This window comes from Streptomyces sp. NPDC048496 (genome assembly GCF_043200055.1).
Taxonomy (GTDB): Bacteria; Actinomycetota; Actinomycetes; order Streptomycetales; family Streptomycetaceae; genus Streptomyces.
In genome coordinates this window covers 71,750-91,520 of the sequence record NZ_JBICXB010000017.1, presented here as the reverse complement: position 1 = coordinate 91,520, position 19,771 = coordinate 71,750, and the positions used below count along the sequence as shown (strand labels likewise).

General features: G+C 69.6%; 17 protein-coding genes. 15 read left to right on the top strand and 2 right to left on the bottom strand.

The features are described from left to right. Positions 1 to 15 precede the first annotated feature (15 nt). The 9 genes from ftsW to ACGFSA_RS18080 all read left to right on the top strand — a co-directional run bounded on the left by ftsW (position 16) and on the right by ACGFSA_RS18080 (position 8,653). Positions 16 to 1,461, top strand: coding sequence for a putative lipid II flippase FtsW (ftsW, locus tag ACGFSA_RS18120; RefSeq protein ID WP_393305278.1), 1,446 nt, complete (start codon positions 16 to 18; stop codon positions 1,459 to 1,461). A 6-nt stretch (positions 1,462 to 1,467) separates the two neighbouring features. Further along, the gene (murG, locus tag ACGFSA_RS18115) at positions 1,468 to 2,562 is read left to right on the top strand and encodes an undecaprenyldiphospho-muramoylpentapeptide beta-N-acetylglucosaminyltransferase (RefSeq protein ID WP_393305276.1); all 1,095 of its coding nucleotides are present in this window, start codon (positions 1,468 to 1,470) and stop codon (positions 2,560 to 2,562) included. Between the two features lie 50 nt (positions 2,563 to 2,612). Continuing rightward, a complete protein-coding gene (locus ACGFSA_RS18110) occupies positions 2,613 to 3,401 on the top strand; it encodes a cell division protein FtsQ/DivIB (protein ID WP_393305274.1) in 789 nt (262 codons plus the stop codon). A 275-nt stretch (positions 3,402 to 3,676) separates the two neighbouring features. Then, entirely contained in the window at positions 3,677 to 4,891 is a 1,215-nt protein-coding gene (gene ftsZ / locus ACGFSA_RS18105) for a cell division protein FtsZ (protein ID WP_393305272.1), read from the top strand. Continuing rightward, positions 4,888 to 5,637: a peptidoglycan editing factor PgeF gene (pgeF, locus tag ACGFSA_RS18100; protein WP_393305270.1), complete on the top strand. Its 750-nt coding sequence runs from the start codon at positions 4,888 to 4,890 to the stop codon at positions 5,635 to 5,637. Before ftsZ ends, pgeF begins: the two co-directional genes overlap by 4 nt. 6 nt (positions 5,638 to 5,643) lie before the next feature. Further along, positions 5,644 to 6,363, top strand: a complete 720-nt coding sequence (locus ACGFSA_RS18095) for a YggS family pyridoxal phosphate-dependent enzyme (RefSeq protein ID WP_393305268.1) — start codon at positions 5,644 to 5,646, stop codon at positions 6,361 to 6,363. 125 nt (positions 6,364 to 6,488) lie between these two features. After that, positions 6,489 to 7,106 (top strand): cell division protein SepF, encoded by a 618-nt coding sequence (locus ACGFSA_RS18090; RefSeq protein ID WP_393305266.1) that lies wholly within the window; start codon positions 6,489 to 6,491, stop codon positions 7,104 to 7,106. 70 nt (positions 7,107 to 7,176) lie between these two features. Beyond that, positions 7,177 to 7,461, top strand: a complete 285-nt coding sequence (locus ACGFSA_RS18085) for a YggT family protein (protein ID WP_037697102.1) — start codon at positions 7,177 to 7,179, stop codon at positions 7,459 to 7,461. 49 nt (positions 7,462 to 7,510) lie between these two features. Then, entirely contained in the window at positions 7,511 to 8,653 is a 1,143-nt protein-coding gene (locus tag ACGFSA_RS18080; protein ID WP_393305263.1) for a DivIVA domain-containing protein, read from the top strand. A 258-nt stretch (positions 8,654 to 8,911) separates the two neighbouring features. Here the strand turns inward: ACGFSA_RS18080 and ileS are convergent, their stop codons facing one another. Continuing rightward, on the bottom strand, positions 8,912 to 12,070 hold the full coding sequence (gene ileS, locus ACGFSA_RS18075) for an isoleucine--tRNA ligase (protein WP_393305261.1): 3,159 nt from the start codon (positions 12,068 to 12,070) through the stop codon (positions 8,912 to 8,914). A 538-nt stretch (positions 12,071 to 12,608) separates the two neighbouring features. Between ileS and ACGFSA_RS18070 the strand changes: the two genes are divergently transcribed. From ACGFSA_RS18070 to ACGFSA_RS18045, 6 genes are all read left to right on the top strand, one after another. Beyond that, a complete protein-coding gene (locus ACGFSA_RS18070; RefSeq protein ID WP_393305259.1) occupies positions 12,609 to 13,469 on the top strand; it encodes a TraR/DksA family transcriptional regulator in 861 nt (286 codons plus the stop codon). Between the two features lie 58 nt (positions 13,470 to 13,527). Next, positions 13,528 to 14,142: a signal peptidase II gene (gene lspA / locus ACGFSA_RS18065; protein WP_393305257.1), complete on the top strand. Its 615-nt coding sequence runs from the start codon at positions 13,528 to 13,530 to the stop codon at positions 14,140 to 14,142. 23 nt (positions 14,143 to 14,165) lie between these two features. Next, positions 14,166 to 15,107, top strand: coding sequence for an RluA family pseudouridine synthase (locus ACGFSA_RS18060; RefSeq protein ID WP_376335811.1), 942 nt, complete (start codon positions 14,166 to 14,168; stop codon positions 15,105 to 15,107). Then, positions 15,104 to 15,583: a GNAT family N-acetyltransferase gene (locus ACGFSA_RS18055; RefSeq protein WP_393305255.1), complete on the top strand. Its 480-nt coding sequence runs from the start codon at positions 15,104 to 15,106 to the stop codon at positions 15,581 to 15,583. The genes ACGFSA_RS18060 and ACGFSA_RS18055 overlap by 4 nt, the downstream gene beginning before the upstream one ends. A gap of 350 nt (positions 15,584 to 15,933) precedes the next feature. Beyond that, positions 15,934 to 17,520 carry a Na+/H+ antiporter gene (locus tag ACGFSA_RS18050; protein ID WP_393305253.1) on the top strand — a complete coding sequence of 529 codons (1,587 nt, stop codon included), beginning with the start codon at positions 15,934 to 15,936 and terminating at the stop codon, positions 17,518 to 17,520. A gap of 245 nt (positions 17,521 to 17,765) precedes the next feature. After that, positions 17,766 to 18,344: a dienelactone hydrolase family protein gene (locus tag ACGFSA_RS18045; protein WP_393305324.1), complete on the top strand. Its 579-nt coding sequence runs from the start codon at positions 17,766 to 17,768 to the stop codon at positions 18,342 to 18,344. 58 nt (positions 18,345 to 18,402) lie between these two features. Here ACGFSA_RS18045 and ACGFSA_RS18040 read toward each other — a convergent pair whose 3' ends face one another. Then, the gene (locus tag ACGFSA_RS18040; protein WP_393305251.1) at positions 18,403 to 19,386 is read right to left on the bottom strand and encodes a zinc metalloprotease; all 984 of its coding nucleotides are present in this window, start codon (positions 19,384 to 19,386) and stop codon (positions 18,403 to 18,405) included. Positions 19,387 to 19,771: the final 385 nt, after the last annotated feature.

The window sequence follows — 19,771 nt, the reverse complement described above, 5'->3', positions numbered from 1 at the left end:
GAGGGGACAGCGACAATGCCGGCCGACGAGAGCTCCGCCGCGCACGGCAAGGGCCGCCCACGGGGGGCCGCGGGGACCAGCCGGGTGCTCGCCCCACCCTTCCTGGACGGTCCCCTGGCGCCCGGGGGCCTCGCCCTGCGCGGGAGGCTGGCGGGCACCCGGCAGCCCGCCGTACCGCGCTCCAGGGGCCGCAGCAGCGGCTCCGGCCGCCCCCGCGCCCCCCGTGGCGGCGGTGTGCGGCGGCTGTACGAGCAGGCGCGCCGGGCCTGGGACCGCCCGCTGACCGCGTACTACCTGATCCTCGGCGCCGGGCTGCTGATCACCGTGCTCGGGCTGGTGATGGTCTACTCCGCCTCGATGATCAAGGCGCTCGAGCTGTCGAAACCCGGCACGTACTTCTTCCGCAAGCAGTTCCTCGCCGCCCTCATCGGCTCCGGACTGCTGATCACGGCTTCCCGGATGCCCGTCAAGCTCCACCGGGCGCTCGCCTACCCGCTGCTCATGGGCACGGTCTTCCTGATGGTGCTGGTCCAGGTGCCGGGGATAGGGATGTCGGTCAACGGAAACCAGAACTGGCTCTACCTGGGCGGCCCCTTCCAGCTCCAGCCCAGCGAGTTCGGCAAGCTCGCCCTGATCCTCTGGGGCGCCGACCTGCTCGCCCGCAAACAGGACAAGCGGCTGCTGACGCAGTGGAAACACATGCTGGTGCCGCTCGTCCCGGTCGCCTTCATGCTTCTCGGGCTGATCATGCTCGGCGGCGACATGGGAACTGCGATCATTCTCACCGCAATCCTGTTCGGCCTGCTCTGGCTGGCCGGGGCGCCCACCCGGCTGTTCGGCGCGGTGCTCGCCGTCGCGGGCGTGCTGGCCTTCCTGCTGATCAAGACCAGTCCGAACCGGATGTCCCGGCTCAGTTGCATGGGCGTGAGCGAACCCGGACCCGACGGCTCGTGCTGGCAGGCCGTGCACGGCATCTATGCTCTGGCATCCGGCGGATGGTTCGGATCCGGGCTGGGCGCGAGTGTGGAAAAATGGGGCCAACTGCCTGAACCGCACACCGACTTCATCTTCGCCATCACCGGGGAGGAACTGGGGTTGGCGGGGACGCTGTCGGTGCTCGCCCTCTTCGCGGCTCTAGGCTATGCGGGTATCCGCGTGGCCGGACGCACGGAGGACCCCTTCGTGAGGTACGCCGCGGGAGGTGTGACCACCTGGATCACGGTTCAGGCCGTGATCAACATCGGTGCGGTGCTCGGCCTGCTGCCGATCGCCGGGGTCCCGCTCCCGCTGTTCTCCTACGGGGGATCGGCCCTGCTGCCGACCATGTTCGCGGTGGGGCTCCTGATCGCGTTCGCGCGTGAGGAGCCTGCTGCGAAGGCGGCCCTGGCCATGCGGAGGCCCGGGGTGAGATGGAAGACGATGAGACGGCGCGGCAAGAAGCGTCCGTCCGGAGAGCGGTGAATTTCGGTGCATGTCGTACTCGCCGGCGGGGGGACCGCCGGCCACATCGAGCCCGCGCTTGCCCTCGCGGATGCCCTGCGCAGGCAGGACCCGAGCGTGGGAATCACTGCCCTCGGCACGGAGCGCGGACTCGAGACCAGGCTCGTACCCGAGCGGGGGTACGAACTGGCGCTGATCCCGGCCGTGCCGCTGCCCCGTAAACCCACCCCCGAACTGATCACCGTCCCGGGACGGCTGCGCGGCACCATCAAGGCCGCCGAGCAGATCCTGGAACGCACCCATGCGGACTGCGTGGTCGGCTTCGGCGGGTATGTCGCCCTGCCCGGCTACCTCGCCGCCAAGCGGGCCGGGGTGCCGATCGTGGTCCACGAGGCCAACGCGCGGCCGGGACTGGCCAACAAGATCGGTTCGCGGTACGCGCACGGGGTCGCCGTCTCCACCCCCGACAGCAAGCTGCGCGGTGCCCGCTACATCGGCATCCCCCTGCGCCGCACCATCGCCACCCTGGACCGGGCCCGGGTCCGCCCGGAGGCGCGCGACGCCTTCGGTCTCGACCCCAACCTGCCCACGCTGCTGGTCTCCGGCGGCTCGCAGGGCGCCCGCCATCTCAACGAGGTGGTCCAGCGGGTCGCCCCGCTGCTGCAGCGTTCCGGGATCCAGATCCTGCATGTGGTCGGCCCGAAGAACGAATTGCCGCGCATCGACAACATGCCCGGGATGCCGCCCTACATCCCGGTACCGTACGTGGACCGGATGGATCTCGCGTACGCCGCCGCCGACATGATGCTCTGCCGCGCGGGCGCGATGACCGTCGCCGAACTCTCCGCCGTCGGGCTCCCCGCCGCCTACGTGCCGCTGCCCATCGGCAACGGCGAACAGCGGCTCAACGCCCAGCCGGTGGTCAACGCCGGCGGCGGTCTACTGGTGGACGACGCGGCGCTCACCCCCGAGTGGGTGCAGGGCAACGTCCTGCCGGTGCTTGCGGATCCGCACCGGTTGTACGAGATGTCCCGTGCCGCGGCCGAGTTCGGCCGCCGGGACGCCGACGATCTGCTCGTCGGCATGGTGTACGAGGCGATTGCCGCACGCCGCAACGCGTGAGGCGGACGGGTCCGGGGGCGGTGCCCCTGGACCCGGCATAAGGAGCGAGCGTGGCCGGACCGACGACCGCCCAGCGCGGTGCAGGGCAGCAGACGGGCAACCCGGCCCGCCTGCCGCGCCCCACCGGGCGCAGACGGCCCAGCCGCAGACTGCTGCTCGTGATCGCCGTCGCAGTCCTGCTGCTCGCCTCGGGCGTCGTCTGGGCGCTCTACGGGTCGTCCTGGTTCCGGGTGGAACAGGTCAGGACCACCGGTGTCGACGTGCTGACCCCCACGGAGGTGGAGTCCGCCGCGGCGGTGCCGATCGGCGCCCCGCTGATCTCGGTGGACACGGACGCCATGGCAGCCCGGTTGCGCCAGAAGTTGCCTCGTATCGACTCGGTGGATGTCGTACGGTCATGGCCGCACGAAATCGGACTTAAAGTGACCGAACGACAGCCGGTCCTGTTGGTAAAAAAGGGCGCAAAGTTCATTGAAGTGGACGCAAAAGGTGTCCGCTTCGCCACGGTGGACAAAGCGCCGGGGCGGGTACCACTGCTGGAACTGACGCCCGATCAGTCAGCCAGCCTGCGCCGCTTCGGCAGTGGCCGGCTGGTGCGGGAGGCGGTCCGGGTCGCGGGCGGACTTCCCCGCGCAGTCACCAAGGACACCCAGGTCGTACGGGTCACCTCGTACGACTCGATCTCCCTGCAGCTGACCGGGGGCCGTACGGTGGTCTGGGGCAGCGGCGAGGAGGGGGCGGTGAAGGCAAGAGTTCTCACCGCTCTCATGAAAGCGGCTCCCAAAGCGGGACACTTCGACGTGAGTGCACCCACCGCTCCCGCCGTCTCGGGTGGTTGACGCACATTTGGCCTGGCCAGCACCCTGGTTGGTCAGCGCTACGGGTGATCACATAGGGTGAAAAGAAAAACGGGAGGTTCGGCGTGTTCGTTGAACGTGCGCCACTTGTCGACTTAGTGTCCTGTTCGGAAGAGTCCAAGAAGCAGACACACTGGTAACCCTAAACTTCAACGTTAGGGTTTGGGTCGGCGTCGGACCGTCCCAATCGGCATCCGTCGTCGCGGCGGGACTACCGCGAAGCGACGACACGTAAATCGAGGCGAGAGGCCTTCGACGTGGCAGCACCGCAGAACTACCTCGCAGTCATCAAGGTCATCGGTGTCGGCGGCGGTGGTGTCAATGCCATCAACCGAATGATCGAGGTCGGTCTCAAGGGCGTCGAGTTCATCGCGATCAACACTGATGCGCAAGCCCTGTTGATGAGCGACGCCGACGTCAAGCTCGACGTCGGCCGTGAACTCACCCGTGGCCTCGGCGCCGGGGCGAACCCGGCCGTCGGTCGCAAGGCGGCAGAGGACCACCGTGAGGAGATCGAGGAGGTCCTCAAGGGGGCCGACATGGTCTTCGTCACCGCCGGAGAAGGCGGCGGTACCGGCACCGGCGGCGCACCCGTCGTCGCCAACATCGCGCGCTCGCTCGGCGCCCTGACGATCGGCGTGGTCACCCGCCCGTTCACCTTCGAGGGCCGACGTCGCGCGAACCAGGCGGAGGACGGCATCGCCGAGCTCCGCGAAGAGGTCGACACCCTCATCGTCATTCCCAACGACCGACTGCTGTCCATCTCGGACCGCCAGGTCAGCGTGCTCGACGCGTTCAAGTCGGCCGACCAGGTACTGCTCTCGGGTGTCCAGGGCATCACCGACCTCATCACCACCCCGGGTCTGATCAACCTCGACTTCGCCGACGTCAAGTCAGTCATGTCCGAGGCCGGATCGGCGCTCATGGGCATCGGCTCGGCCCGCGGCGACGACCGCGCGGTGGCCGCCGCGGAGATGGCGATCTCCTCGCCGCTCCTGGAGGCGTCCATCGACGGCGCCCGCGGTGTCCTGCTCTCCATCTCCGGCGGCAGCGACCTCGGCCTCTTCGAGATCAACGAGGCGGCCCAGCTGGTGAGCGAGGCGGCACACCCCGAGGCGAACATCATCTTCGGTGCGGTCATCGACGACGCACTGGGAGACGAGGTCCGGGTCACCGTGATCGCCGCGGGCTTCGACGGCGGGCAGCCGCCCGCCCGTCGCGAGAACGTCCTGGGTGCGGGTACCGGGAAGCGCGAGGAGTCGGCTCCGCCGGTCCGGGCCGCCGAGCCGGTGCGCCAGACGGGCGGGCTCGGTTCCGTCACGCCGCGCGAGGAGACCCAGGCCCCGGCCGAGTCCGTACCGGTGGCGAACGAGACCCCGATGTCGCCGGTCTCGACGCCGCACATCCCGCCGGCCCGTCCCTACCAGGACTCCCAGGCCGAAGAGCTGGATGTCCCGGACTTCTTGAAGTGATAACTCAGCACCACGCAGTGACCCCGGAGTCATCCGGGTATCGCGCTCACTTCGCCTTCACCGACAGGTGGGGCGGGGTGAGCGCCGCTCCGTACGGGGAACTCAACCTCGGCGGCGCGGTCGGCGACGAACCCGCAGCCGTTCTCGCCAACCGGGAGGCGGCCGCCAGGGGGCTCGGTCTCGATCCGGCGCAGGTCGTCTGGATGAACCAGGTGCACGGGCGGGACGTGGCCGTCGTCGACGGACCCTGGGGAGAGCGTGCGCAGGCCCCCGCGGTGGACGCCGTGGTGACCGCGCGACGCGGACTCCCGCTCGCCGTTCTCACCGCAGACTGCACCCCCGTACTTCTCGCCGATCCGGTCGCCGGGATCGCGGCGGCGGCACACGCGGGCCGCCCCGGCCTGGTCGCCGGAGTCGTCCCCGCCGTCGTCGAGGCCATGGTCGGGCTCGGCGCGGACACTTCCCGGATCACCGCGCACACCGGACCGGCCGTCTGCGGACGGTGTTACGAAGTCCCGGCGGAGATGCGGTCCGATGTCGCCGGAGCCGTTCCCGCATCGTGGTCCGAGACGAGCTGGGGGACACCGGCCGTGGACGTCACCGCGGGAGTCCACGCCCAACTCGAGGCCCTGGGGGTGCGCGACCGGCACACGTCGCCGGTCTGCACCATCGAATCGGGCGACCACTTCTCGTACCGCCGCGACCGCACCACCGGGCGGCTCGCCGGATATGTCTGGTTGGACTGATAGGGCATGACGGATCGTAGGACTCAACTCGCCGAAAATCTCGCACAGGTGGAGGAACGTATTGCCTCCGCCTGCATCGCCGCCGGTCGCACAAGGGAAGAAGTGACCCTCATCGTGGTCACGAAGACCTACCCTGCGAGCGATGTGCGGATCCTGCATGAACTCGGCGTGCGTCATGTCGCGGAGAATCGTGACCAGGACGCCGCACCCAAGGCAGCCGCTTGTGCGGATCTGTCGCTCACATGGCACTTTGTCGGACAACTGCAGACGAATAAGGTTCGTTCTGTTGCGAGTTATGCCGATGTCGTGCAGTCCGTGGACCGGGCCAAATTGGTCACGGCTCTGTCGGCCGCCGCGGTGCGCGAAGGGCGCGAACTCGGCTGCCTCATCCAGGTCGCACTCGACGCGGAGAGCGGCGAGCGCGGGGACCGGGGCGGCGTCGCGCCGGACGGGATCGAGGAGTTGGCCGCCGCGGTGGAAGCGGCGCCGGGGCTCCGGCTCGACGGTCTGATGACCGTGGCGCCGCTCTCCGGACCGTACGCGGGACGGCAACAGGCGGCATTCGACCGGCTGATGGAATTCGCATCCCGCCTGCGCGGGAGCCATCCGGCTGCGAACATGGTCTCTGCGGGAATGAGCGCGGACCTGGAGGAAGCGATTGCGGCCGGAGCGACACATGTGCGCGTCGGTACTGCGGTACTCGGAGTCCGACCCGGGCTCCGGTAACGTCGCCAAGCAAGTCGGACCACAGCAGAAAATATGGTCATTCCCGCCGATGGCGGGCAGGCCTGAGTGGATCGCGGGCACTTGGTGACAGATGCCGATCCACCACAGAGCGGAGGACTCAGAGCATGGCCGGCGCGATGCGCAAGATGGCGGTCTACCTCGGCCTCGTGGAGGACGATGGGTACGACGGTCCGGGGTTCGACCCCGACGACGAATTCGAACCCGAGCCGGAGCCGGAGCGCGACCGGCGGAGGCACCAGCCCGCGCATCAGGTGGAGCGGGACCGTGAGCGGGACGAATCGGTACGAGTGGTGCAGCCGCCCGCACAGCGGGAGCCGCTTCAGATCCCGGCGGAGAGCGTGCGACCCGCCCGGATCGCACCCGTGGCATCCATCACACCTGAACGTCCGAACATGGAGAAGAACGCACCGGTGATCATGCCCAAGGTTGTGTCCGAGCGGGAGCCCTACCGCATCACCACGTTGCACCCCCGGACCTACAACGAGGCCCGTACCATCGGGGAACACTTCCGTGAGGGCACTCCGGTGATCATGAATCTCACGGAGATGGACGATACGGACGCGAAGCGACTTGTCGACTTTGCCGCAGGACTCGTCTTCGGTCTCCATGGCAGCATTGAACGGGTGACGCAGAAGGTGTTCCTGTTGTCGCCTGCTAACGTCGATGTCACGGCGGAGGACAAGGCCCGCATCGCTGAGGGCGGATTCTTCAACCAGAGCTGAGAACACGACACCGGGAACGACCCGGCCGCAAGGCCGGAGCTACGAGAGCCAGGGGAGAGGGAAGCGCGAAATGGGCGTCGCACTGCAGGTTGTCTATATCGCGCTGATGTGTTTCCTCATCGTGCTGATCTTCCGGCTGGTCATGGACTACGTCTTCCAGTTCGCACGTTCATGGCAGCCAGGCAAGCCGATGGTGGTGCTTCTCGAGGCCACCTACACTGTCACCGATCCACCGCTCAAGCTTCTGCGGCGGTTCATTCCGCCGCTGCGTCTCGGGGGCGTGGCACTCGACCTGTCCTTCTTCGTTCTGATGATCATCGTTTACATCCTGATCTCGATCGTGACCAGGCTGTGAGCGATACGGTCTTGCCGACTGCCGACGACTACGTAGAGGTGAAGAAGAGATGCCGCTGACCCCCGAGGACGTGCGGAACAAGCAGTTCACGACCGTCCGCCTCCGAGAAGGCTATGACGAGGACGAGGTCGATGCCTTCCTCGACGAGGTCGAGTCCGAGCTGACCCGCCTGCTCCGTGAGAACGAGGACCTGCGCGCCAAGCTGGCCGCCGCCACGCGTGCCGCCGCGCAGAACCAGCAGCAGCAGGGTATGCGCAAGCCGGAGCCGCAGGACCGTCCCGGCGCACCGGTGCCCGCCGCCATATCTGGTCCGCCGGTCCAGCAGCAGCCCCCGCAGATGGGTCCGCCCCAGCTGCCCGGTGGTGCTCCGCAGCTGCCCGCCGGTCCCAGTGGTCACGGCCCCCAGCAGCACGGCCCCGGCCCGCAGGGCCAGCACGGCCCCGGCCCGATGCAGGGCGGTCCCATGGGTGGCCCGATGGGCGGTCCCATGGGTCACGCGCCGCAGCAGATGCAGCAGATGCAGCAGCCGCAGATGCAGCAGATGCAGCAGCCGCAGATGCAGCAGCCCGGTCAGGGTCCCGGTGGCGACAGTGCCGCCCGTGTCCTCTCGCTCGCGCAGCAGACCGCCGACCAGGCGATCGCGGAGGCCCGTTCCGAGGCCAACAAGATCGTCGGCGAGGCGCGCAGCCGTGCCGAGGGCCTGGAGCGCGACGCGCGTGCCAAGGCGGACGCGCTGGAGCGGGACGCGCAGGAGAAGCACCGCGTGGCGATGGGCTCGCTGGAGTCGGCCCGCGCGACGCTGGAGCGCAAGGTCGAGGACCTGCGTGGCTTCGAGCGCGAGTACCGGACCCGGCTGAAGTCGTACCTGGAGAGCCAGCTGCGTCAGCTGGAGACCCAGGCCGACGACTCGCTGGCCCCGCCGCGGACTCCGGCGGCCCCTTCGCTGCCGCCGTCGCCCTCGCTGGCTCCGGCCGGTGCGGGTGCCATGGGTCACACCATGGGCGGCAACCACGGCGGCCCGCAGATGGGCGGCAACCCGTCCATGGGCGGTGGGCCCTCCTACGGCGGTCAGCAGCAGATGTCGCCGGCGATGACTCAGCCGATGGCGCCGGTGCGACCGCAGGCGCCGCAGCCGATGCAGCAGGCGCCGTCGCCGATGCGTGGGTTCCTGATCGACGAGGACGACAACTGAGCGGGTTGCGCGCGCAGAGCGCGTAGCCGTCGGCAGGCTGAGGGCCGGGCCCCGGGGTTTTCCCCGGGGCCCGGCCCTTTGCCGTGGGCGGGGGTGGGGGAGCCTGCGGCGGGCCCGAACCGGTGCTCCGCCCCGGACCCCGCGCCTCAGACGTCGGGTAGGGGGGCGAGGCGGGCCCCCGGCTTCGGGAAGGGACGGCCAGGGGAACAGCGAGAGGCCCGGCCGGAACGTGTCCGGCCGGGCCTCTCGTGGCGTGGGTTACCGCTCCATCTTGCGGAGGCGGAACGTCAGCGCCAGCCCCTCGTCCTCGAACGGAGTGCCGTACGCCCCGTCCGCCTCGCCCTGCGCGTAGTCCAGCGCCAGCACCTCGTCCGCGATGAGCGGCGCGTGCTCGGTCAGAGCCTCGACCGTCGCGGGGGACGTGGATGTCCAGCGGACGGCGATGCGGTCCGCCACGTCCAGGCCACTGTTCTTGCGGGCCTCCTGGATCAACCGGATCGCGTCACGGGCCAGGCCCGCACGCCGCAGCTCCGGGGTGATCTCCAGGTCGAGCGCGACCGTCGCGCCCGAGTCGGACGCCACCGACCAGCCCTCGCGCGGCGTCTCGGTGATGATCACCTCGTCGGGGGCGAGGGTGACCGTCTCGCCGTCGACCTCGACCGACGCCGTGCCCTCGCGCAGGGCCAGGGAGAGCGCCGCCGCATCGGCGTTCGCGACCGCCTTCGCCACCGCCTGGACGCCCTTGCCGAAGCGCTTGCCCAGTGCCCGGAAGTTCGCCTTCGCCGTCGTGTCGACCAGCGAGCCGCCGACCTCCGAGAGGGAGGCGAGCGAGGAGACGTTCAGCTCCTCCGTGATCTGGGCGCGCAGCTCGGGGGAGAGCGACTCGAAGCCCGACGCCGCGACCAGGGCGCGGGACAGCGGCTGGCGGGTCTTGACGCCCGATTCGGCGCGCGTGGCGCGGCCGAGCTCGACCAGGCGGCGCACCAGCGCCATCTGCGTGGAGAGCGCCGGGTCGATCGCGGCCAGGTCCGCCTTCGGCCAGGAGGACAGGTGCACCGACTCCGGGGAGTCCGTGGTCACCGGGACGACAAGGTCCTGCCAGACCCGCTCGGTGATGAACGGGGTCAGCGGGGCCATCAGACGCGTGACCGTCTCGACGACCTCGTGCAGCGTGCGCAGCGCCGCCTTGTCGCCCTGCCAGAAGCGGCGGCGGGAGCGGCGCACGTACCAGTTGGACAGGTCGTCCACGAACGCGGACAGGAGCTTGCCGGCGCGCTGGGTGTCGTACCCCTCCAGTGCCTGCGTGACCTGGTCCACCAGCGCGTTCAGCTCGCTGAGCAGCCAGCGGTCAAGGACTGTGCGGTCCGCCGGGGCCGGGTCGGCCGCGGACGGCGCCCAGTTCGACGTGCGCGCGTACAGCGCCTGGAAGGCGACCGTGTTCCAGTACGTGAGGAGGGTCTTGCGCACGACCTCCTGGATCGTGCCGTGGCCCACGCGCCGCGCCGCCCACGGGGAGCCGCCCGCCGCCATGAACCAGCGGACCGCGTCCGCGCCGTGCTGGTCCATGAGCGGGACCGGCTGGAGGATGTTGCCCAGGTGCTTGGACATCTTCCGGCCGTCCTCGGCGAGGATGTGGCCCAGGCAGACCACGTTCTCGTACGAGGACTTGTCGAAGACCAGCGTGCCGACGGCCATCAGCGTGTAGAACCAGCCGCGGGTCTGGTCGATCGCCTCGGAGATGAACTGCGCCGGGTAGCGGCTCTCGAACAGTTCCTTGTTCTTGTACGGGTAGCCCCACTGCGCGAACGGCATCGAGCCCGAGTCGTACCAGGCGTCGATGACCTCCGGGACGCGGTACGCCTCCAGCTGGCAGTTCTCGTGCGAGCAGGTGAACGTGATCGCGTCGATGAACGGACGGTGCGGGTCCAGGTCCGACTGGTCGGTTCCGGTGAGCTCGGTGAGCTCGGCACGGGAGCCGACGCAGGTGAGGTGGTTGTCCTCGCAGCGCCAGATCGGCAGCGGGGTGCCCCAGTAGCGGTTGCGGGACAGCGCCCAGTCGACGTTGTTGTTCAGCCAGTCGCCGAAGCGGCCGTTCTTGACCGAGTCGGGGAACCAGTTGGTCTTCTCGTTCTCTTCGAGGAGCCGGTCCTTGATGGCGGTCGTACGGATGTACCAGGACGGCTGCGCGTAGTAGAGCAGCGCGGTGTGGCAGCGCCAGCAGTGCGGGTAGCTGTGCTCGTAGGGGACGTGGCGGAAGAGCCTGCCGCGGGCGGCCAGGTCCTCGGTGAGCGCCTCGTCGGCCTTCTTGAAGAAGAGGCCGCCGACCAGCGGCAGGTTCTGCTCGAAGGTGCCGTCGGGGCGGACCGGGTTCACGACCGGCAGGCCATAGGCGCGGCAGACCTTGAGGTCGTCCTCACCGAAGGCGGGGGACTGGTGGACCAGACCCGTACCGTCCTCGGTCGTCACGTACTCGGCGTTGACGACGTAGTGCGCCGGGGCGCTGTCGCTCGGGAAGTCGACGAGGGCGAACGGGCGCTCGTACGTCCAGCGCTCCATCTCGCGGCCGGTGAAGGACTGGCCGGTGAGCTCCCAGCCCTCGCCGAGTGCCTTCTCCAGGAGGGGCCGGGCGACGACGAGCTTCTCCTCGCCGTTGCTCGCGACGACGTACGTGACGTCGGGGTGCGCGGCGACGGCGGTGTTGGAGACCAGGGTCCACGGGGTGGTCGTCCAGACCAGCAGCGCGGCCTCGCCGGCCAGCGGGCCGGAGGTGAGCGGGAAGCGTACGAAGACCGAGGGGTCGACGACCGTTTCGTAACCCTGGGCCAGCTCGTGGTCCGAGAGGCCGGTGCCGCAGCGCGGACACCACGGTGCGACGCGGTGGTCCTGGACCAGCAGGTCCTTGTTGAAGATCTCCTTCAGGGACCACCAGACGGAGTCGACGTACGACGGGTCCATCGTGCGGTACGCGTCGTCCAGGTCGACCCAGTAGCCCATCCGGGTCGTGAGCTCGGTGAACGCGTCGGTGTGGCGGGTCACGGACTCTCGGCACTTGGCGTTGAACTCGGCGATGCCGTACGCCTCGATGTCCTTCTTGCCGTTGAAGCCCAGCTCCTTCTCGACCGCGAGCTCGACCGGCAGTCCGTGGCAGTCCCAGCCGGCCTTGCGGCCCACGTGGTAGCCCTGCATGGTGCGGAAGCGGGGGAAGACGTCCTTGAAGACGCGGGCTTCGATGTGGTGGGCGCCGGGCATGCCGTTGGCGGTCGGCGGGCCCTCGTAGAAGACCCACTCGGGGCGGCCCTCGGACTGTTCGAGGCTCTTGGCGAAGACCTTGCTCTCGCGCCAGAAGTCGAGCACGGCGTGCTCCAGCGCGGGAAGGTCGACCTGGGCGGGTACCTGGCGGTACTGCGGCGATGTCATGGGCGAGATTCCTCCGGCGGACGTTTTCCACTTCCGTCGGAGGGACGAGAACCGTGCGGCTCCCGCGGTACCACCCTCCTTGGCCCCGGGTGTGCGCCCGTGGCCCCCTCATTGGGGTCGCGATGCCGGTTCTACTTGCCTTGCGGCGTTCTTCCGACGGCTCCGGGTGATCTTCACGACGCGCTCGCCCCCGGGCTTCCACCGTCCCCGGGTCGCTCCTGGCTGCGTACGACGCTACTCGTCCCATCCACGCCTCTCGCTGGGCCCAGTGTACGGGCCCGTACGGGCGACGGCCGACCGGTTTATCCGGGGGGTGCGGGCGTGACCCGAATGGCGAGACGGGGCGTGCGGAGTCCCGGCGGGGGAGCGGAGGGCGGATTACCGGGCGGAGAGCTGGGAACAACGGTTTCAGGCGCGCGCTGATCCGGCACGGGGAGAGGCGATTCGGCGGCGTGCCCCGTTGCAGCGGGGCTGGGGTCGATTTATCGTCCCAGCACGATTCGCGTGCAAGATCACAATATGTGAAGGGGCCGCGGCCATGGTGGCGAAGAAGACCGCCGTACAGAAGTCGGCGTCAGCGAGATCCACGGGCGCGGCGGCCGAGGATACGAACGGAGACACGGGCACGGAGACCGTCCTGGCGCCGGTTCCGGCGAAGGCCGCGGCGAGGAAGTCCGCGGCGAGGAAGGCTGCGGTGAGGAAGATCGCGGCGAAGAAGACCGCGGCACCGAAGACGGCCGCGCACGGCGCGGACGGGGAGCGGACGGCCGACGGTGACACCGGCGGCGGGCACGCGGCACCTGGCACGAAGGCCGCTGCGAGGAAGAACGCGGTCAAGAAGGCTTCGAAGAAGGCCGCTGCGGCGGCCACGGGGGCGGCCGAGGCCGCCGAACAGACGGGAGCCCACACGGTGGTAGCCAAGAAGAGCGCAGCCCGGACCCGCATGTCAGGCAAGGACGCGGCGCCGGTGCCGCCCGCCCGGGTCGCCGCCGCGACGGCGCCCGGGGATCTGGCCGTACGGCCGGGCGAGAACCCCTGGACGCCGGAGGAGGTTGCCGCGGCGCGGGCCGAGCTGACCAGCGAGGTCATGCGGCTCCGCAGCGAGCTGGAGGCGTCGGGTGCGGCGCTCGCCGGGCTGATGCGCGACTCCGGTGACGGGGCCGGTGACGACGAGGCGGACACCGGCACGAAGAACATCACCCGTGAGCACGAGATGGCGCTCGCCGCCAACGCCACGGAGATGCTGGAGCAGACCGAGCGGGCGCTGGCCCGACTCGACGCGGGGACCTACGGGCTGTGCGAGATCTGCGGCGATCCGATCGGCAAGGCGCGGATGCAGGCGTTCCCCCGGGCGACGCTCTGTGTCGAGGACAAACAGAAGCAGGAGCGTCGCGGCTGATTCAGGGAGGTGTGTCGTACCCTCGTCTTCGGTCAGGAACCTAGCTTGAGGGACTCACGTGGCAGAGGCGGAGCGCATCATCGGTACGCCGGACATCCCTGATGCTGAGGGGACCGGGGGCCCCGAGGACGAGGTCCGGGGTGAGCCCGGGGGCACGGACACGGGCCGGGCCGAGATCCCCGGCAAGGGCAAGCGGAAGATCATGGTGCTCTTCGCCGTGGCCGCCTTCGCCTATCTGCTCGACCTGATCAGCAAGATGATCGTGGTCGCGAAGCTGGAGCACCACCAGCCCATCGAGATCTTCGGCCAGTGGCTGCGCTTCGACGCGATCCGGAACGCGGGCGCCGCCTTCGGCATCGGCGAGGCGTTCACGGTGATCTTCACCGTCATCGCGGCGACGGTGATCGTGGTCATCGCCCGCCTCGCCCGCAAGCTCTACAGCCTGCCGTGGGCGATCGCGCTCGGTCTGCTGCTCGGCGGTGCGCTCGGCAACCTCACCGACCGGATCTTCCGCTCGCCCGGCCTCTTCGAGGGCGCGGTGGTGGACTTCATCGCCCCCGCGCACTTCGCCGTCTTCAACCTCGCGGACTCCGCCATCGTCTGCGGCGGCATCCTGATCGTGATCCTTTCCTTCAGGGGCCTGGACCCCGACGGCACCGTGCACAAGGACTAGCAGCGGCAAGGCATACTCGACTGGTGAGTACGTATCCCGAGGTCCGCACCCTGCCCGTTCCCGACGGTCTGGAAGGCGAGCGTGTCGACGCCGCCATTTCCCGCATGTTCGGCTTCTCCCGCACCAAGGCCGCCGAGCTGGCCGCTGCCGGGAAGGTGCAGGTGGACGGCGCCGTGGTCGGGAAGTCCGAGCGGGTGCAGGGCGGTGCCTGGCTGGAAGTGGAGATGCCGCAGGCACCCGCTCCGGTGCAGATCGTCGCCGAGCCCGTCGAGGGCATGGAGATCGTGCACGACGACGACGACATCGTCGTGATCGTGAAGCCGGTCGGGGTCGCAGCCCACCCGAGCCCCGGCTGGACCGGCACGACGGTCATCGGCGGTCTCGCCGCGGCCGGTTACCGGATCTCGACCTCGGGCGCCGCCGAGCGCCAGGGCATCGTCCACCGCCTCGACGTCGGCACCTCGGGCCTGATGGTCGTCGCCAAGTCCGAGCGGGCCTACACGCTACTGAAGGGCCAGTTCCGAGACCGGGTCGTCGAGAAGAAGTACCACGCGCTGGTCCAGGGCCACCCGGACCCGATGAGCGGCACCATCGACGCCCCCATCGGGCGCCACCCCACGCACGACTACAAGTGGGCGGTCACGGCCGAGGGCAAGCCCTCCGTGACGCACTACGACCTGATCGAGGCGTACCGGTCCGCGAGCCTCCTCGACATCAAGCTGGAGACGGGCCGTACGCACCAGATCCGGGTGCACATGTCCGCCCACCGCCACCCCTGCGTCGGCGACCTGACGTACGGCGCCGACCCGACGGTGGCCAAGCGCCTCGGGCTGACACGGCAGTGGCTGCACGCGGTCCGGCTCGGCTTCGAGCACCCGTCGGACGGCAACTGGGTGGAGTTCGCCAGCAGCTACCCGGACGACCTGCAGCAGGCCCTCGACAGGATCGCGGCGGAGAGTCAGTGACCACCGGAACCCCGGCCCTGTACACCACGCGCACAGCCGTCGACGAGAGCGACCTCGCGGCCTGTTTCCAGGTCCGCAAGGAGGTCTTCGTCGGCGAGCAGAACGTACCCGAGGAGATCGAGTACGACGCCTACGACGCGGACGCGCTGCATGTGATCGCCGTCGCGGCAGACGGTGCGGCGCTCGGCACGGGACGGTTGCTGCACGGCGTGGGCGTGGCCGCCAAGACCGGTGGCGACCTCACCGTCGGCTCGCTCGGAAGGCTCGCGGTGACCAGCCGGGCGCGCGGTCTCGGGGTCGGCGCGGCGCTGGTCCGGGCCATCGAGGAAGCGGCCCGCGGTCTCGGTCTGGCCGCCGTGGATCTGCACGCCCAGACCCATGCGCTCGGCTTCTACGAGCGGCTCGGGTACGTGGCGTACGGCCCCGAGTTCCCGGATGCGGGGATCCCCCACCGGGCGATGCGCCGCAGCCTGTAGATCAGCAACGCGCCGCCCCCCGCGAGCAACGGCTGCCCGACGAAGCCGTCGCCGACCCGGGGGGCGGGGCCGGGCGTGCAGTCCGCCGGTCTGCCGCTGCTGCGGGTGGTCGCGGCGCGCAGCCACTGGAAGGACCGGGCCGCGGATGCCTCGCCGGGGGTGGGCCGGGTGAAGATTCCCGCCCGGTGGAGGTGGCGGAAGCGGGTTGATCGAAGAAACATCGGATCCATGGATGGTCAAGAAGGCGAGCGGAAGGGGGCGTTGTCCGCTTTGCGGGCATTGCGTGGCACGCTGGAACCACTGATCGACCGACCATCGGGCTCCGCTCGGCACGCTCCGGAAGGCACATCGTGGACCAACTGGCACTGCTCCTCCTGCTGTTGCTCGGAGCCGTGGTCACGGTGCCACTGGGGGAACGTCTCGGGTTGCCCGCGCCGGTGCTGATGACGCTCGCCGGAGTCGGCATGGCGTTCCTCAGCTTCGTACCGAATGTGGACATCCCGCCGGAGATCATTCTCCCCGCGCTGCTGCCGCCGCTGCTCTACGCCTCCGTGCAGCGCACCTCCTGGCGGCAGTTCGCCGCCAATAAACGACCGATCTTTCTGCTGGCCGTGGCACTGGTCTTCGTGACGACGGCAGCCGTCGCCGCCGTCGCCAACGCGATCGTCCCCGGCCTGCCCCTCGCCGCCGCCGTGGCCCTCGGCGCGCTCGTCGCCCCGCCCGACCCGGTCGCCGCGACCGCCGTCGCGGGATCGCTCGGGCTGCCGCGCAGGCTCGTCTCCATCCTGGAGGGCGAGGGACTGTTCAACGACGTGACCGCGATCGTGCTCTACCACGTGGCGATCGCCGCCGCGGTGAGTGGCACCTTCTCGCTGCCGGAGGCCTTCGGGCTGCTGATCCTCTCCGCCGTGGTCGCCGTGGCGGTCGGTCTCGCGGTGGGCTGGCTGACCATCAAACTCATGAGCCTGCTCGGCGATGCGACGCTCCAGGTCGGGCTGACGCTGCTGGTGCCGTTCGTGAGCTATGTGCTCGCGGAGGAGCTCATGGGGTCGGGCGTGCTCGCCGTGCTCACCACCGCCCTGTTCCTCGCCGAGCACACCGCCGACGCGGACGACGTGCTGGGCCGGCTCGCCGGCCGCAGCTTCTGGGAGATCGTCGACACCCTCGTCACCGGCGTCGCCTTCGGCCTGATCGGTCTCGAACTGCACAACGTCTTCGGCACGTCGCACGGGCGAGCCTGGCAGATGGCCGGCTGGGGCCTGGTGGTGGTCGTGGTCGTCGTCGGCGTACGGCTGCTGTGGCTGCTGCCCGCCACCTGGCTGGCCAAGCGGCTGCACACCCGCCGCGACTACAGCGAGGAGATCCCCACCAGTTGGCGTGAGACCGTCGTGATGTGGTGGGCCGGGATGCGCGGGGTGGCCTCCGTCGCCCTGGCCCTCGCGATCCCGCTGGAGACGGACGACGGGAAACCGTTCCCGGGCCGCGACGAGATCGTTTTCATCGCCTTCGTCGTGATCATGGCGACCCTGGTCGTCCAGGGACTCACCCTGCCGTGGCTGGTACGGAAGCTCGGCGTCCGCGCCGACACGGACGCGGAGGCCGCGCTGGAACGGGACCTCGCGTTCCGCGCCGCGAAGGCTGCGAGGCACCGGCTCAAGGAGATCCAGGAGGTCGAGGAGTTCACGGAGGAGGTTGTGGAGCGGCTGCATCGGCTGGCGTACGACGTGGGGGCGCGGATCAGCCCCGACATGGTCGACGAGGACCGGCGGGAGGCGTACGCGAAGCGCGCCGAGCGGTTCCGGGCGGTCAACCGGGTGCAGCGCGAGATGATGTCCGCCGCCCGGCACGCCGTGCTGTCCGCGCGCAGCGAGTCGGGGACGGACCCGGAGGTGGTCGACCGGGTGCTGCGGCAGCTGGACGTACGCAGCCTGCGCTGACCCGGACGCCCCCGCGGCCTGTGTTTCCGGCCGGCGCTCCGCGCCCGCGTCCCTCAGCAGCGTCCGGTCCGGGGCGACACCTCGTGCGTAACACTGCCGGGCGTCGGCGCGCCGGAGCAGCACGTCGCCCCCCAGCCCACCAGCGGCGTGAGCACCACCGAGCCACCGAGCCACCGACCGTGACCAGCGGACGCAGTACGTTCTCCATCCCGTCGTTCTCCATGCCGTCGACCGCAGCTGGCACCATTGCTCCCATGAACATCATGCTTTTCCACTCGACGTACGGTCTGCGCCCCGCGGTGCACGCGGCCGCCGCCCGGCTGCGCGGCGCAGGGCACGAGGTGCACGTGCCCGATCTCTTCGACGGGCACACGTTCGAGACCGCCGAGGAAGGCATGGCCTTCAAGGACGAGTTGGGCAAGGACGAGTTGCTCAGGCGCGCCGTGCTGGCCGCAGCCCCCTATTCCGAGCGCGGTCTCGTCTACGCCGGCTTCTCCTTCGGCGCAGCCACCGCTCAGACCCTGGCGCTCGGTGACGAGAAGGCGCGCGGGCTGCTGCTCCTCCACGGCACGTCGGACATCGCGGAGAACGCGGAGGTCGACGAGCTGCCCGTGCAGCTGCATGTCGCCGACCCCGACCCCTTCGAGACGCACGACTGGCTGAACTCCTGGTATCTGCAGATGCAGCGGACCGGCGCCGATGTGGAGATCTACCGGTACCCCGGTGCGGGCCACCTCTTCACGGACCCGGACCTGCCGGACTACGACGCGACGTCGGCCGATCTGACGTGGAAGGTCGCCCTCGGCTTCCTCGCCACTCTGTAGACGGCCGGGGCCCCGCACACCATGACGGTGTGCGGGGCCCCTCGTCCGTGCGCCAGGATCAGGCGCGGTACGCGGTCCAGCTGTCGCTCATCCGCTGCACCTGGCCCGCGGTGAACTGGTACATGCACGAGTCGTAGGTGTAGTCCATGAAGTTGTGGATCGGGTCGACCCCGGTCTTGTTGGTGCAGGTGTCGCGTCCGGTCGGGCACGCGTACGCGGGGCTCTGCTCGGCCGGCGTGTCGGAGACGTAGTCGCCGTTGCCGTTACAGCCGCCCTGGAACGTGTGGTAGAGCCCCATCCAGTGGCCGACCTCGTGGGTGGCGGTGTCGCCCTCGTTGTAGTTGGTGGCCGAGCCGCCCGGCAGCGAGGTGTCGAGGATGACCACGCCGTCCATGCTCGGGCTGGACTTGTACGAACTGGGGAAGGTCGCCCAGCCGAGCAGCCCGCCGCCGAGGTTGGCGGTGTAGACGTTGAGCGCGTTCTGGCCGCCCTTGCGCAGCGCCGTCTTCATGGCCTTCTCGGCGGAGGAGCCCGAGGAGAGGTTGTACCAGGTGGCGTTGTCCGTGTAGTCGGTGCCGGCCAGCGAGAACTGGAAGCCGGAGTTGGTGTTGCCGGTGCCCTGGCCGCCGTATGCCGCGTTCAGCACGTTCATCTGGCTGCTGATGTCGCCGGAGGTGAGCTTGCCGGTGGTGCCGGAGTGGATGACGTGGAAGTAGACCGGGATGGTCGCTCCGGCGGCGAGCGTGGCGCCGCTGGCCCGGCGGTCCGCGAGTCTCGCCTTGAGCTGGGTGTCCATGGCCTTGGCCTGGGCCGCGGTGAGTTCGTTGGGGTCGGAGGCGTGCTTGGTGCCCGAAGGGCGGGCCTGGCGCGCGGTGGCGTCGGTGCTCGCGCACTTCTCCGCCGAGGCGGAGGCGGTGGACACCTTGGCGGCGGCTGCGCCGGAGGGAGCGGAGAGCGGTGCCAGGGCCAGGGTTCCGGCCAGGACGGCGATGCCGATCGCACGGTGACGTATACGCGGCGATATACGGGCAAGAGTGCGCACGAGTACTCCTCGCTGAAGCGTGGGGGAGGGATTTCCTCACCCGCCGCCGGGAGATTACGTGCGCATGTCACACCTTGAGGAGCACTGATCAGGCCCAATCAATCGTGGGGCAAACCGGGGAAATGGGAAGAAATAATTCTGTCCGTTCCAGGGTTTGAGACACGGACGTAACGTCGCGCGTTACCCCGACGGGTGGTGTGTCCCCATTGGATCCAGGGAACACGCCACCCGCCGTAGCGACGTCATGCACCGTCAACATGGTCCGCCGTGGCCGAAACCAGACGTTTCAGCGCACCGGGCGGTCCACCCGCTCGACCTTCTGGGTGCCGCTGAACGTCCGGTACGAGCGCGTCCAGGCGGAACTCGCGTCCCGCTTCGCCTTGTC

Coding starts and splice junctions, on each gene's coding strand:
- ftsW (WP_393305278.1), top strand. CDS start 16: ATGCCGGCCGACGAGAGCTCCGCCGCGCACGGCAAGGGCCGCCCACGG.
- ACGFSA_RS18095 (WP_393305268.1), top strand. CDS start 5,644: ATGACGGATCGTAGGACTCAACTCGCCGAAAATCTCGCACAGGTGGAG.
- ACGFSA_RS18090 (WP_393305266.1), top strand. CDS start 6,489: ATGGCCGGCGCGATGCGCAAGATGGCGGTCTACCTCGGCCTCGTGGAG.
- ACGFSA_RS18085 (WP_037697102.1), top strand. CDS start 7,177: ATGGGCGTCGCACTGCAGGTTGTCTATATCGCGCTGATGTGTTTCCTC.
- ACGFSA_RS18080 (WP_393305263.1), top strand. CDS start 7,511: ATGCCGCTGACCCCCGAGGACGTGCGGAACAAGCAGTTCACGACCGTC.
- ileS (WP_393305261.1), bottom strand. CDS start 12,070: ATGACATCGCCGCAGTACCGCCAGGTACCCGCCCAGGTCGACCTTCCC.
- ACGFSA_RS18070 (WP_393305259.1), top strand. CDS start 12,609: ATGGTGGCGAAGAAGACCGCCGTACAGAAGTCGGCGTCAGCGAGATCC.